Source organism: Streptomyces sp. NBC_00568, assembly GCF_026341855.1.
GTDB lineage: Bacteria > Actinomycetota > Actinomycetes > Streptomycetales > Streptomycetaceae > Streptomyces.
This window is the reverse complement of the sequence record NZ_JAPENW010000001.1, coordinates 6,688,321-6,701,222: the sequence shown is the minus strand read 5'-3', so window position 1 is coordinate 6,701,222 and position 12,902 is coordinate 6,688,321. Positions and strand designations below refer to the sequence as shown.

10 protein-coding genes and 1 pseudogene are annotated in these 12,902 nt (G+C 69.0%); 2 read left to right on the top strand and 9 right to left on the bottom strand.

What is annotated here, in order from left to right; translation table 11 throughout:
- Positions 1-3: 3 nt before the first annotated feature.
- Entirely contained in the window at positions 4-810 is an 807-nt protein-coding gene (locus OOK38_RS29185) for an ABC transporter ATP-binding protein (RefSeq protein WP_266755694.1), read from the bottom strand.
- The gene (locus OOK38_RS29180) at positions 807-1,565 is read right to left on the bottom strand and encodes an ABC transporter ATP-binding protein (RefSeq protein WP_266755696.1); all 759 of its coding nucleotides are present in this window, start codon (positions 1,563-1,565) and stop codon (positions 807-809) included. Before OOK38_RS29180 ends, OOK38_RS29185 begins: the two co-directional genes overlap by 4 nt.
- Positions 1,566-1,753: 188 nt before the next feature.
- Here OOK38_RS29180 and OOK38_RS29175 point away from each other — a divergent pair, with 188 nt between their 5' ends.
- Together OOK38_RS29175 and OOK38_RS29170 are read left to right on the top strand one after the other, a co-directional pair.
- Positions 1,754-3,049 (top strand): CdaR family transcriptional regulator, encoded by a 1,296-nt coding sequence (locus tag OOK38_RS29175; RefSeq protein WP_266755698.1) that lies wholly within the window; start codon positions 1,754-1,756, stop codon positions 3,047-3,049.
- A complete protein-coding gene (locus OOK38_RS29170) occupies positions 3,046-3,711 on the top strand; it encodes a TetR/AcrR family transcriptional regulator (protein ID WP_266848928.1) in 666 nt (221 codons plus the stop codon). The genes OOK38_RS29175 and OOK38_RS29170 overlap by 4 nt, the downstream gene beginning before the upstream one ends.
- Before the next feature lie 279 nt (positions 3,712-3,990).
- On the opposite strand, the gene OOK38_RS29165 is transcribed toward OOK38_RS29170, so the two are convergent.
- From OOK38_RS29165 to OOK38_RS29130, 7 genes and pseudogenes are all read right to left on the bottom strand, one after another.
- Positions 3,991-4,773: an SDR family oxidoreductase gene (locus OOK38_RS29165; protein WP_266755702.1), complete on the bottom strand. Its 783-nt coding sequence runs from the start codon at positions 4,771-4,773 to the stop codon at positions 3,991-3,993.
- 1 nt (position 4,774) lies between these two features.
- Positions 4,775-6,043, bottom strand: a complete 1,269-nt coding sequence (locus OOK38_RS29160) for an acyl-CoA dehydrogenase family protein (protein ID WP_266848926.1) — start codon at positions 6,041-6,043, stop codon at positions 4,775-4,777.
- Positions 6,044-6,273: 230 nt separating this feature from the next.
- The gene (locus OOK38_RS29155; protein WP_266848925.1) at positions 6,274-6,966 is read right to left on the bottom strand and encodes a TetR/AcrR family transcriptional regulator; all 693 of its coding nucleotides are present in this window, start codon (positions 6,964-6,966) and stop codon (positions 6,274-6,276) included.
- Between the two features lie 189 nt (positions 6,967-7,155).
- A complete protein-coding gene (locus tag OOK38_RS29150) occupies positions 7,156-7,803 on the bottom strand; it encodes an HAD family phosphatase (protein WP_266848923.1) in 648 nt (215 codons plus the stop codon).
- Between the two features lie 70 nt (positions 7,804-7,873).
- Positions 7,874-9,073, bottom strand: a complete 1,200-nt coding sequence (locus OOK38_RS29145) for an acetyl-CoA C-acyltransferase (RefSeq protein ID WP_266848921.1) — start codon at positions 9,071-9,073, stop codon at positions 7,874-7,876.
- Positions 9,074-9,790: 717 nt separating this feature from the next.
- Positions 9,791-9,972 (bottom strand): annotated as a pseudogene (locus OOK38_RS29140) (SpoIIE family protein phosphatase); the annotation flags it as partial.
- A gap of 533 nt (positions 9,973-10,505) precedes the next feature.
- On the bottom strand, positions 10,506-11,618 hold the full coding sequence (locus tag OOK38_RS29130) for a catalase family protein (RefSeq protein ID WP_266755708.1): 1,113 nt from the start codon (positions 11,616-11,618) through the stop codon (positions 10,506-10,508).
- Between the last annotated feature and the right edge of the window lie 1,284 nt (positions 11,619-12,902).

The following is a 12,902-nucleotide window of genomic DNA, read 5'->3' as shown; positions in this document are numbered from 1 at the left end:
TCCTCACCCGGCCTTCCGGGAGAGGACGGAGACACCGAGGTACACCTCGGCGACCTGCCTGTCCTCGCGGATCTGTGCGGCCGGTCCGGACAGCACCAGGCGGCCGGCCTCCAGTACGTGGGCCCGGTGCGCGATATCCAGCGCGAGCTGGGCGTTCTGCTCGACGACGACCACGGTGGTGCGTTCCTCCTCGTTGACGGCACGGACGATCTCGAACAGCTCGCGGGTGACCAGCGGCGCGAGCCCCAGGGACGGCTCGTCCAGGAGCAGCAGCGAGGGCCGCAGCATCAGCGCCCTGCCGACGGCGAGCATCTGCTGCTCGCCGCCGCTGAGGCTGCCGGCGGCCTGCCGCGACCGCTGGCGCAGCTTGGGGAAGTAGTCGTAGATCCGTTCCAGGTCGGTCACCACGGCCGCGCGCTCGGTGCGGCCCCGCCTCCGTGGGCCGGTGCGCAGGTGGGCGCCGATGCGCAGGTTCTCCTCGACGGTCAGGTCGTTGAAGGTGCCCCGGCCCTCGGGCACGTGCGCCACGCCGAGCCTGGCGGCCTGCTCGGGCGAGCGGCCCAGGAGTTCCGTGCCGTTCAGGGTGACCGAGCCCCGGCCGCGGACCATGCCGCTCAGCACCCGCAGCGTCGTGGTCTTGCCCGCGCCGTTGGGTCCGAGGATCGCGCACACCTCACCGCGGGCGACGGAGAAGTCGAGGCCCTGGAGCACGCGGGCCTGGCCGTATCCGGCGTGCAGGTCGGAGACCTTCAGGAAGTCCCGCTCCGCACCCGCCGCGGCCTCGGTGCTGCCGATGGTGGGCTCGCTCACGCGGCCACCCCCAGGTACGCCTCGACGACCGCCGGGTCGCGCTGGATCTCCTCCGGCGTGCCCTCGGCGATCTTGCGGCCGAAGTCGAGGCAGATCACCTTGTCGCACAGGCCCATCACGAAGGCCATGTGGTGTTCGACCACCACGAGCGTGAGGTCGAACTCCTGGCGTACCGAGCGGACCAGATCCGCGAATTGGTCCACCTCGCCGTGGCTGAGCCCGTTGACGGGTTCGTCGAGCAACAGCAGCCGGGGCCGTACCGCGAGGGCCCGGGCGAGTTCGACGCGTTTGAGCGTGCCGAACGGCAGTCCGGAGGCGGGGTGGTCGGCGACGTCCGCCAGACCGAGCCGCTGTAGCAGGTCCTCCGCCAGGTCACGCAGCGTCCTCTCCTCCCGCCGGACGCGAGGCAGCCGGAGCGCCGCGGCGAGGTGTCCGGTGCGCCCCCGGCTGTGGGCGCCGACCATGACGTTCTCCCGGACCGTGAGCTGCGGGAACAGGCCCAGGTTCTGGAAGGTGCGGGCGATGCCGCGCCCGGCCACGGCGTGCGGGGGGAGGGCGAGCAGGTCCTCGTCCTCGAACCGCACGTCTCCCCCGTCGGGAGCGCATCGCCTGGTGAGGCAGTTGAACAAGGTGGTCTTGCCGGCTCCGTTCGGCCCGATGAGCCCTACGGCGGTGCCCGGCTCGACGGTGAAAGCGACACCGTCCAATGCCGTGATCCCGCCGAAGCGCACGGTGATGTCTTCGACCGCGAGCATGAGTGACGCCCTTTCCGACGTGCTGGTGGGTGGGCGAGCGTCACAGTAGGTGGGGGCGTTGCGGGCGCACATTGGGTGTGAGCACCCAACTTCTCGGTGGCCGAACTGTGCGCCGCGCACAGGTGCCGGGAGATGTCTCACGTGGAACCTGTTGACGAAGCACGAGGAGGGCGGCGACGATCGGCCCCATGCCGCGCGGTCCCGCACTGAGCACTCCCCGACTCTCCGAACCGCTCCGCCGCGAGCGGCAGCGGATCCTGCACGCCGTCCACGACCGGGTCGAGGAGGTGGCGGAGACCGCCGTCGAGGTGATGCGCACGGAGATCCCGTCGTACGCACTGCAGGACGAACGGTTCTTCGGCGACGTACGGGACCAGGTGCTCGAGCACTACCGGATGCAGCTCGCGGCGCTGGCCGGCGATCGCGACATGGCCCCCGAGGACCTGGTCTTCAGCCGCGCGGCAGCGATGCGCCGAGCACGTGCCGGGTTCGCCCTGGAGGACTGGATCAGTGCCTTCCGGGTCGGCCGGCAGGTGCTGTGGGACGCGCTGCTGGACTGCGCGGGCACGTCCGCCGAGGCCCAGCAGGCCGCGCTGTCCCTCGTCACCCCGCTGATGCGGTACGTCGACTACGCCAGCACCCATGCCGCGCAGGCTTACGTCGAGTACCAGCAGCACGTGGTGGCGGACGCGGACCGGGAGCGCCGCGATCTCCTGGACCAGCTGCTGGCCGGGGTCGCACCGACGCGTGGTCCGCTGATGGCCGCGGCTCAGGCGTACGGCGTCGGTCCGCGCTCGCCGATGATGGCGGTCGTGGCGGTGTGCGTCGGCGACACCCGCACCGGCGACCCGACCTCGGCCGAGAACGGGTATGCCGCCAGCGCGTCGATCAGCGTCGCCGGGCCCTGGGCCGGCAGAACGCTGGTCGTCGTGCGGCACGGCGAGGTGGTGGCCGTGCCCGTGGTCCGGGCCGGCATGGACGCAGAGGACATATGCGCCCACTTCGAGACCGTACAGCGGAGGCTCGCGCGGGCCGGAACCATGCTCTCCATGGGGATCAGTACGGTGGCCCAGGGCACGGGTGAACTGCCGCGTGCCTACCAGGAGGCGCGGGCTGCCCTCGACCTGGTGCCGAGCGGAGGCGGGGTGGCGGCGCTGCCGCGGCTGTCCCCGTTCGACTATCTGGCGCTGCGTGCCGACGACGTCGCCCGCCAGCTGGTCGATCCCCGGGTGCGTGCGCTGCTGGACGAGGACCGCAGACGTGGCGACACACTGGCCGTCACCATACGGGCCTTCGCGGCGGCGGACCTCAATCTGCGGCTGGCCGCCGACCGGTTGCGGGTGCACCACAACACGGCGCACTACCGGTTGCGCCGGATCGAGGAACGCAGCGGCCGCAATCCGCGCCGGATCGCCGACCTCCTGGAACTACTGGTCGCCCTCGCCATCCGCGACGGCGCCGAGGAAGGCGGGGAAGGCGAATGAGCGGCATGGTGGAATCCTCCGGGACCGGAGCGGCACGTCAGCTGCCGGGCGGACAGGGGGACATGGGTCTGCCTGAGGAATACGCCGGGCAGGACGGAAGCCTCCGGCGCACGCTGCTCGACGCCGCGCTGGAGGTGTTCGCCGAGCGCGGTTACACGGACGCCGGTCTCACCGAGATCGCGGCGCGCGGCGGCATCCCGGTCGGCAGCCTCTTCCAGCACTACGGCGGCAAGCGAGGGCTGTACCTCGCCCTGTGGGAGGAGTTCCGGGAGGAGCAGGAGCGTCGAACCGCGGCCACACTGACCGCCGAGCGCAACCGCGGGGTGGAGGACCCCGTCGCCCTCTTCGTGGCGGGAGCCAGGGCCTACCTGGAGGGTGCCTGGGACAACCGGAGGCTCGGCAGACTGCTCGTGGAGGACGACGGCCCCGCGGGCTTCGACGCGCTGCGCCGCCAGTGGGACCGCGCATGGGTACGGCGCAACGCCCGGCTCCTGGAGATCGACGAGCGGCGACGCGCCGGCCGGGTCAGGGTGAGCGTGCTGACCACCGTCATCGGAGGAACGGCGCGCGAGCTGGGCGACTGCGGGGACGAGACGGAAGCCCGGGAGATCGTGGACGAGGTGTGCGGCATCCTGATCCATCTGTCGGCGCCGCCCGGCTGAAACGCCCGGCACCGGGCTGGGCGACAGGCCCGGCCCCGGGCCGACGACGCCTCACTCGCCGGACAACCCGCGCCGAGCGCCGCCATCGACCTCGCCCGCCGCCTCCACGCCGATGACCTCCTCACCGAGCTGCCTCCGGGCAACAGCGGCCACGGGGGTTTACGCCTCGACGTCGATCCCGACGCTGTCCAGGCCAGGACCTGGCCGGCCGGTCAAGTCGCAGGGAAAAGACGGCGCCTGTCCGGCGCTGCGTCCGCGGCGTGATCGGCCGGCCAGGTCCTAGACACCGGTGTCGGCTCCCTGCCTGAACGGGAGCGCGTCACCGAGGAGCTGGCCGCCGTCGATCACCATCGTCTCGCCGGTGATCCAACTCGCGGCGTCCGAGACGAGAAAGGCGACCGCCGAGGCGATGTCGGCCGGCTCCCCTATGCGCCCGAGTGCCGTCGCGGCGGACAGTGCCTGTTCATGGTCCTTCCACAGAGCCTCGGCCAGCTTCGTGCGCACCACACCCGGCGCCACCGCGTTGACGCGAACCTTGGGCGAGAGTTCCAGAGCCAGTTGCTTCGTGAGGTGGATCAGTGCGGCCTTCGACGCGTTGTACAACCCGATGTTCGCCTCGAGGGTCATGCCGCCGACCGAGGCGGTGTTGACGACGGCGCCGCCGTGCTCGCCCATCCAGGCCCGCACGGCCAGCCCCGTCCACAGGACCGGAGCCCACACGTTCACGTCGAAGGTCTTGGCGAACCGGACGTGGTCCTGGTCGATGACGGGTCCGAAGGCCGGGTTGGTCCCCGCGTTGTTGACGAGGATGTCGAGGCTTCCGAAGCGCTCGAGCGTCAGATCGACGCAGCGCCGGGCCGCTTCTTCGTCGACCGCGTGCACACCGACGCCGATCGCCGTGCCCCCGACCTGGGCCGCGGCGGCGTCCGCCGCCTCCTGGGACCGGGAGGTGAGGACGACGTTTCCGCCGGCGGTGGCGATGGCCTGGGCGATCGCCAACCCGATACCGCGGGAGGCGCCCGTGACGACGGCGGTGCGACCACTGAGGTCCAGCCCTGCCATTTCAGTTCACCCCTGCCTTGTGGCCGCCGGGGGTGTCCGTGCCGCTCGCCGCCGTGGTGGCCCCGTCGCGGTACCGCCGCAGTTCCTGCCTGGCGATGGCCCGCTTGTGAACCTCGTCGGGACCGTCCGCCAGCCGCAGTGTCCGCAGCTGCGCGTACATCATCGCCAACGGGAAGTCCTCGGTCACTCCGGCTGCTCCATGCACCTGGATCGCGCGGTCGATGATCTTCAAAGCGATGTTCGGGGCGGCCACCTTGATGGCCGCGATCTCGGTGCGCGCTTCCTTGTTCCCGACCGTGTCCATCAGATACGCGGCCTTGAGCGTGAGCAGCCGGATCATCTCGATGTCGATGCGCGCTTCCGCGATCCAGTCCTGGATGTTGGACCGTTCGGCGACCGGACTACCGAATGTCACCCGTGACTGCGCGCGCCGGCACATCAGCTCCAGCGCCCGCTCGGCCGCGCCGATGGCCCGCATGCAGTGGTGGATACGACCGGGCCCGAGCCGGGCCTGGCTGATCGCGAAACCCTCGCCCTCGCCCTTGAGGAGGTCCTTGGCCGGCACCCGTACGTCGGCGAAGTCGATTTCGGCGTGCCCCTCACGGTCCTGGTAGCCGAACACCGGCAGGCCGCGCATCACCGTGATCCCGGGGGCGTCGATGGGGACGACCATCATCGACTGCTGCCGGTGCGGAGCAGCGCCAGGGTCCGTCTTCCCCATGACGATGAGCATCTTGCAGTTGCGGTGCAGGGCATTGGAGGCGAACCACTTGCGGCCGTTGAGCACGTACTCGTCGCCGTCGCGCTCCATCCGCAACTCGATGTTGGTGGCGTCGGAGCTGGCGACACGCGGCTCGGTCATCGCGAAGGCAGAGGCCATCGTGCCGTCGAGCAGGGGCTTGAGGTACTTCTCCTTGTGCTCGTCGCTGCCGAACAGCGTGAGCACCTCCATGTTCCCGGTGTCGGGAGCGTTGCAGTTGCACGCTTCGGGGGCGATGTGACTGCGCCCCATGATCTCCGCCAGCGGCGCGTACTCGAGGTTCGTCAGCCCGGGGCCCCACTCCGGGTGCGGGTGAAACAGGTTCCAGAGTCCGCGCTTTCGCGCCTCCGCCTTGAGTTCCTCGATGATCGGCGGGTGGAAGTGCGGGTCACCCGACGCGCGCATCTGCACGTGGTACACCGCCTCAGCCGGGTAGACGTGTGCATCCATGAACTCGAGCAGATCCGCCTGGTACTTCTTGGCGCGATCCCGTATCTCGAACAGGGACATCTGAGCTCCTGACGGGTTGGCGTGCGAAGCCGGGGCACGGCCGCGAGCCGGCGTGACCATGCTCTTGTCGAACTTTATAATTGAATATGACGTCAAGTTCAACAGCGGAGCGCGGTGACGCGCGCAGAAGACCGCCCACCTCCCGCGGAGGGGACCACAAAGGGAGCCGAGAAATGAGAAGCACCCGGCAGTACCGGGTGCGGTGGGCCAGGCGGTCGAGGCTGCCGAGGTCAGCGGTGGCCGGGGAACCGCAGGGCGTTCGCCCAGAGACGGGTGACCGTGGACACGAGCTCCTCGAAGTCCACCGGCGCACCTTCTGCTTGCCGTTCGCCGACCACGAAGGCGTTGTAGGCCAGGACGCTGACCATGCCCGACAGGGCACGGGAGGCCATCATCGGATCGACCCCGCGGTCTGCGACATCCCGCGCCTGCAGGTCGGCGATGCCGCGGGCATTGCGGCGGATGAACGCGTCAGCGCGCCGGCTTCGGAACTCGCGGAACTCCGGCTCCACTTGTGCGACCTGCTCAAGAAGGGCCATCAGCTTCGCGTTCCGCTTGTACGCCTCGAGATACGCGCGGTTGCTCGCCTCGAGTACCGCATAGGGATCGTCGGTACCCTGCACCCGGCCCATGCCGGGGTGCATCATGTCCTCCTGCGCCTCCAGGAGGACGGCGGCGAGCACCTCCTCCTTGTTGGCGAAGTAGGTGTAAAAGGATCCCGCCGCACATTGAGCTTCTTTGGTGATGTCGGTCAGGCGAGTGTCGAGGTAGCCGTCCCGTTCGAACACCTTCCGCGCGGCCTTCACCAATGCGGCCCGTGTCCGCGCTCCGCGCTTCGTCGTCGGCGGCTCGCGAAGGTTCGAGAGGGGCGCCATGGGGGGTGCGTACTCGCCGTCGATCTCCTCGGGCGCGGTGGTGTCCATTCGGGAAACGGTACTTGAATCCGACGCCATAGTCACAAACGTGAGCCTGATCCCTGGCGCCGCGCAGCACCATGCTGTCGACAGTGACGGCGCATGGCGGCACACAGGATCGACATCGCTGATCGTGGGCGGCGCCTGCCGAGATGCGAGCAGACGGCCGTGCGGGTCTCACCCCCGCCGAATCAGCGATCAGGCGGTGATCCCGAAGCGTTCGGCGAGTTGGCGGCGCGTGTCGGCGGCGCTGGTGTGCAGTACGCCCCCGATTCCGATCCGCGCCGCTCCGTCGAGATTCTGCTGCAGATCGTCGATCATGACCGCCTCTTCGGGGTCGATGCCCAGCCGTTCACAGGCGATCGCGTAGATCCGCCGGGAGGGCTTGCGTATCCCGACCTCCGCGGAGATCACGACCGCGTCGGCAACGGCGGAGAGGTCGACGCCGTCGTAGGTTCCGGTACCGAACGAATTGGACACGAGCGCAACGGGACGGCCGGCGGCTCGAAGATCACCGAGCAGCGCGAGCATGTCCTGGTCGATCGACATGCCCGCCTGCATCCGGGCCGTGAGCCCCTCGGCCGGTACGTCTGCGCCGTGGACGCGGAGGCGTTCGGCGAATCCCCGCTCGAAGCCCCCGGCGTCGAGACGGCCGCACTCATGATCGGCCAGGAGGGTGCGTGATCGCTGGTCCTGGGCGAGGAGGTCGAGCGGCAGGCGCGGGTCGCCGCCCAGCGAGGCGCCGAAGGCGGTGAATGCCCGCAGCACACTGGAGGTGATGACCCCACCGAAGTCCACCAGGACCGCGGTTCGGGGTTTTGCCGCCGACTTCGACACGGTATCCACGTCTCTCCTCACGATCGGCCTGCTGCCGCGCAATCCGACGGCAGCCAGTTCTCCAGCAGGGACGGGGACCTCAGACGACCTCGAACAGTCCGGCCGCGCCCATTCCGCCGCCGACACACATCGAGATCACCACATACCGAACACCCCTGCGCTTCCCCTCGATGAGGGCATGCCCCACCAGCCGGGCACCGGTCATTCCGTACGGGTGACCGACCGAGATGGCGCCGCCATCGACGTTGAACCGCTCCGGATCGATGTGCAGTTCGTCCCGGCAGTACAGCGCCTGGGAGGCGAACGCCTCATTGAGTTCCCACAGACCGATGTCGTCGATGGTGAGGTTGTGCTGCTTCAGCAGTTTCGGAATGGCGAACACCGGTCCGATGCCCATCTCGTCCGGCCCGCATCCGGCAACGGTCATACCCCGGTAGACACCGAGCGGTTCCAGTCCGCGGCGTTCGGCCTCCCTCGACTCCATCAGCACCGACGCCGAAGCCCCGTCCGACAACTGCGAGGAGTTGCCCGCCGTCACGCTGGAACGCGCGCTCACCCGACCGTCGGGCAGCACCGGGGCCAACCCGGCCAGGCCTTCGAGCGTCGTTGACGCGCGGTTGCCCTCGTCCCGGACCAGGGTGAACTCCTCGTCCCGCACCTCCCCGGACTGCTTGTCGAGAACCTTCTTGGTGCTGGTGAGCGCGACGATCTCCCGGTCGAACCGGCCGGCCTCCTGCGCCGCCGCGGTGCGCTGCTGCGACACCAGCGCGAACTCGTCCTGACGTTCCCGGCTCACGCCGTAGCGTTCGGCGACGATCTCCGCCGTCTGCAACATCGGCATGTAGATGCTCGGCTTGTGCTCGACCAGCCAGGGATCCGCCATGCGGTGGGTGTTCATGTGGTCGTTCTGCACCAGGGAGATCGACTCGACACCGCCGCCGACTGCGACCTGCATGCCGTCCGTGACAATCTGCTTGGCGGCCGTCGCCACGGCCATCAGGCCCGACGAGCACTGCCGGTCGATCGTCATCCCCGACACGACGTCCGGAAGTCCGGCACGGAGAGCAGCCTGACGCGCGACATTGAAACCCGAGGCCCCCTGCTGCACGGCGCAGCCGAAGATCACATCCTCGACCTCACCTCCCTCGAGCCCAGCGCGTTGCACCGCGTGCGAAAGGGCATGAGCGGCAAGCTCCTGCGCCTGGGTGTCGTTGAACGCGCCGCGGTAAGCCTTTCCGATCGGCGTCCGTGCCGTCGAAACGATGACTGCTTCCCTCATGTCGCCTCACTGTTTCCTGTTGGTCCGGTTCGTCCGGGAGCTTCGGGGCCGGGATTCCGAGCGCCGTGCGCCGGGCTCGATTGCCGACAGGGGGCGCCGAACGCCAACTGTCGTGCGGAGATGGCTCATCGACCGTCTCCTCGAGCGGCCTTCGACGTGAGTCATGGCCGCGGCAGCGACAGGGAGTCGGCCTTCCGATCGTTATAGTTGAATTCGGCGTCATGTTCAACGGCGGGCAGGTCTTGACAGCCACCCTCCTCATCTGAAAGCTACCGACCAGTCGGTATGAAGAGGTGGGGCGTGACCCGCCCGAGCCTCTCCTGGGGTGCGGGCGTGTTCGACGCGATCGTGGCGGGTCTGCCCGGAGGCCGCCCGGTGCTGCTGCACGGCTTCCCGCGGACGGGGCTGGTCCGGAAACGGCAGATCGGGGGTGAATACGGGGACCACTGCGCAAGCGGCATGGCCAGTTCCTCGGCGGCGGAGACCTGCCGCACGCGTACTGCGCAGTGGCTGTGGGCCGATCATCCTCAGATGCCCGAGTTCACGGGAGCGTGGTCAGCACCAAGTCAGCAGGGGAGCCGGACGGTTTTACCTCATGGGTGGCCTTGAAGTCAGCGCGCACCCAGCACCGGAGCTCGACCGTGCTGGTCGGGGGCGGCGGAGGGGAGCTCGGGGCAGAGAGGAAGGGGATCTGGAGGCCACTGGAGGTCACAGTTCGTCGACCTCCCCGGCCTCGAACGGCAGCCCGCCCAGGCTGAGCGGTGGGCCGGCGGGCAGGTCGACGGAGCCACCCGTGCATCCGGAGCGGTCACCACCGGCGGCGGGTGGCCGACGCGGCCCACGGAGCGGCGCCGGGAGTCCGGGTCGTACACGGCGTACAGGCAGGTGGCGCCAACGACCTGCTCGCCCACAGACCGTCGGTCGGCCCGAGCATCCACGGGGTTGAGACGGCAGCGCACTCCAGCGCGGTCAGAATCCGCGCCTCGCGGGCCACGTCGTGCGCCGACGCCGACAGGCGACCCAGCGGTGGGCACCGCAGCACCCACCCGCGGCCCTCCTGGTCCCGTACCAGTTGGGTCAGACTCGACCGGCCGAGCCCGATCCGGTCAAAGGCAGGCGGCCCTGCGAAGTCGACGCCCAGGGTTTTGACGTCGCAGGTGCTTGCAGATGACGTGCGTGGTTGTGGATGGGGACCTTGCTGACGTCAGGTTGTGGGCGAGTGAACTGGATGCCGGCCACCAGCGGTTCGTGCACGGGTTCAACCGATCCGAGCCGCGGGAGTCGGCGCCGGCCTACGGGGCACCACACACCTGCTGGCCATCCAATCCGCCAGCCACCACCTGGCCGCCGCGCGCCCCTGGGTGCCCAGCGGGCCGGCGGACGGCGGTGCCGGGCCCACTTGACCTGCGTGGCGGCGGGCGACCGAGGCAGCTCAGCCCAGCAGCTCAGCGCTGCCGGTCGGTTCGCGCCGCTCTTGCCCGTTGACGCGGTGCCGTTCGATGGACGAGCGCCGGTACACCTCCTGCCGCACCCGCTGAATCTCGCCGATGGGCCGGTGGTCCTCGCGTGAACGCCACGGCGTGATCGACGTGGCGTCGGCGGCCGCCAGGTTGTCGTACCCGCCGATAGCCTGGCGCGGGAGATCCACCCGGGCGACCGTCACCCAGGGGGACAGTTCCTCGGGCCACTTGACGGACGTGTTGTCCACCGGCATACGGGTCAGATCGGTGTTGAGCTGGACCTGGAGCTCGAAGGAGTGGTCTCGCTCCGCGGCCTCGGCCACCAGGGTGCGGCGGAATGCCTCATTGTCCGCGCGCACGTCCACGATCTGCTGCGTGATGGAGGCCAGGGACGCGGCGGTCGGCACGGTACGGATCTTGGCGATGTGGTCGCCGTACCGGAAGGCACCCATGCTGTTGTAGCTGTACGACAGCAGGTTCCTGCGCGGGACGCCGGTGAACGACAGCATGGCGAGCAGTTCGTCCCACAGCCAGCTGTCGGGATCGGTGAGCGTCAGCCGGCGGGTCAGGAACTCCGCCATCCAGGTCTTGCGGCGGGCTGGGTCCACGAGGGCCTCGGGCAATTCGGCGAACAAATCCTCGATCACCATGTAGTCGTAGGCCGTGTTCGCGAAGAAGACATCGTTGTTGATCAGGTTGAGGTCGAAGGTGCCGCTGTCTCGTTCGTCGTCCAGCAGCGAGGGGCCGGCAACTCCGAACAGCTTGATGCCCATTCCGCAAGCCGCGCCCAGCTGGTGGTCGGGGCGGTCGTGGCCCAAGCCGTTCGAGTAGCGGACGACCGCGTCGTACGCGGTCGGCCGCGCGAAGATTCCCTGCCGGTAGAAGCCAGGATTGTCACCAACCGTGACCGTGGCCTTGAGGAGGCCGTAGGTCTTGCCGTGGGCCGTTCGGACAGCGCGGCCGACGGTCTCGCGCTCGACCGAGGCGCGAGTACGACGCGCGACCTGGGCGACAACTGCTTCCAACTCCTCCTGGTAGGAAGGGCGTTCGGTGGGTCGGTAGTCCTCGTAACGGACAGGATTCATTGCGCCGCCTCCCTCTCGTGGTGCACTGCGCACAGACGCTAGTACGCAATTTGATTGTGCACAACATAACTGTGGGCGATCGCACGTTCCCAGCACCGAATCGTGCCGGCTACTCGTCGGTGTCCAGTGCGTGGGATGCGGATCAGAGGGACGACGGACAGACATGAACGGCTCCCACTCCTGGCCGCAGTCCACGTGCCGCACGTTGTTGACGGCAGAAGGGTGCGTGGTTGTGGCCTCTGTTGGCGCCGGCAAGCCCGCTGCCGATCAGGCGGATGCCGTGCGCAGATCAGGTGGAGGTTTCTGGGGTCGGGAGCCCTGCCGGCGTTTCAGCCACCGGCTTCCCCTTTGCTGCTCGGCGAGCCACTAACTGGTAGGAGAGGCGCTGATGCTGACGGATGGACTGACGGAAGGACTCGCCGAAGGACTGGCGGAGGGCCTCGCGGAAGGGGTTGCCCTCTGCGAGGGCGAGCTGGGGCGGCGGCCGCTGGAGGCTCGGGGGGTCGGCTTCGCCTTCACTGGTGGCGGCGCACTGGTGGTGGCGGGAGGCCGAGAGACCGGTGACGTGCTGCGAGACGCCGTTGGCAGAGGACGCCGGATCCCGTCCCCGTTTCGGTCCCGGACGCCCTTTCGGGCCGGGTGCGTGGTCACACGCTCCGGTGAAGCCTGTGTATCGGGAACGCGGACCCCGGGCTCTTCGGGGGACGGCTGTTCCGGGATCGAGGCTGCTCGTGGGGCCGTCGACTGGGGAAACACCGATGCGCTGGCCAGGCCTCCGAGGAGGGTGAAGGCGGCTGCGGCAAGAGACCGGGCGGCATACTTCTTCAGCCGCGCCGGACGGTCGTACCGGTCAGCCGGCAGGTCTTGCGAGGCAGTCGTTGACCCGGGAAGGGGCGACCCGGAGGAGCTCGGTCCCCTACTCGAGCGGACCTCCGGCATCGCGGCCTCGACGGCCGGAGCACCGTCTCTCCGATCGCTCGGCTGTGCCATGCCGGGGTCGTATGCCCCACACTCTGGGCAGGTAACGGTGCCGTTGAGCGTGCGGCTGCACGGGATGCAGTAGTCCATGAAGCGACCGTTCTCAGTCCTTGAGTTGACGGGAGCAAAGGTGCACCCAATCCGGGCAGCAGTCAGCGGTGGGGAGACGCCGCTGGGTTTGTTTCGGACCGATCTTTGACATGTACGAACCTCACTTACCGGTCTGCGGGTGGGTCACCGGTTACTGGGTTCAACGGGGCGCATCGAATGAGTACTCACCCACAGGCTGAAGAGTGGGGTAGGTAA

What these genes read in the sequence shown, in the direction of transcription:
- OOK38_RS29165 (WP_266755702.1), bottom strand. Translation starts at nt 4,773, where the DNA reads ATGGCAGGGCTGGACCTCAGTGGTCGCACCGCCGTCGTCACGGGCGCC.
- OOK38_RS29180 (WP_266755696.1), bottom strand. Translation starts at nt 1,565, where the DNA reads ATGCTCGCGGTCGAAGACATCACCGTGCGCTTCGGCGGGATCACGGCA.
- OOK38_RS29175 (WP_266755698.1), top strand. Translation starts at nt 1,754, where the DNA reads ATGCCGCGCGGTCCCGCACTGAGCACTCCCCGACTCTCCGAACCGCTC.
- OOK38_RS29145 (WP_266848921.1), bottom strand. Translation starts at nt 9,073, where the DNA reads ATGAGGGAAGCAGTCATCGTTTCGACGGCACGGACGCCGATCGGAAAG.
- OOK38_RS29155 (WP_266848925.1), bottom strand. Translation starts at nt 6,966, where the DNA reads ATGGACACCACCGCGCCCGAGGAGATCGACGGCGAGTACGCACCCCCC.
- OOK38_RS29160 (WP_266848926.1), bottom strand. Translation starts at nt 6,043, where the DNA reads ATGTCCCTGTTCGAGATACGGGATCGCGCCAAGAAGTACCAGGCGGAT.
- OOK38_RS29130 (WP_266755708.1), bottom strand. Translation starts at nt 11,618, where the DNA reads ATGAATCCTGTCCGTTACGAGGACTACCGACCCACCGAACGCCCTTCC.
- OOK38_RS29170 (WP_266848928.1), top strand. Translation starts at nt 3,046, where the DNA reads ATGAGCGGCATGGTGGAATCCTCCGGGACCGGAGCGGCACGTCAGCTG.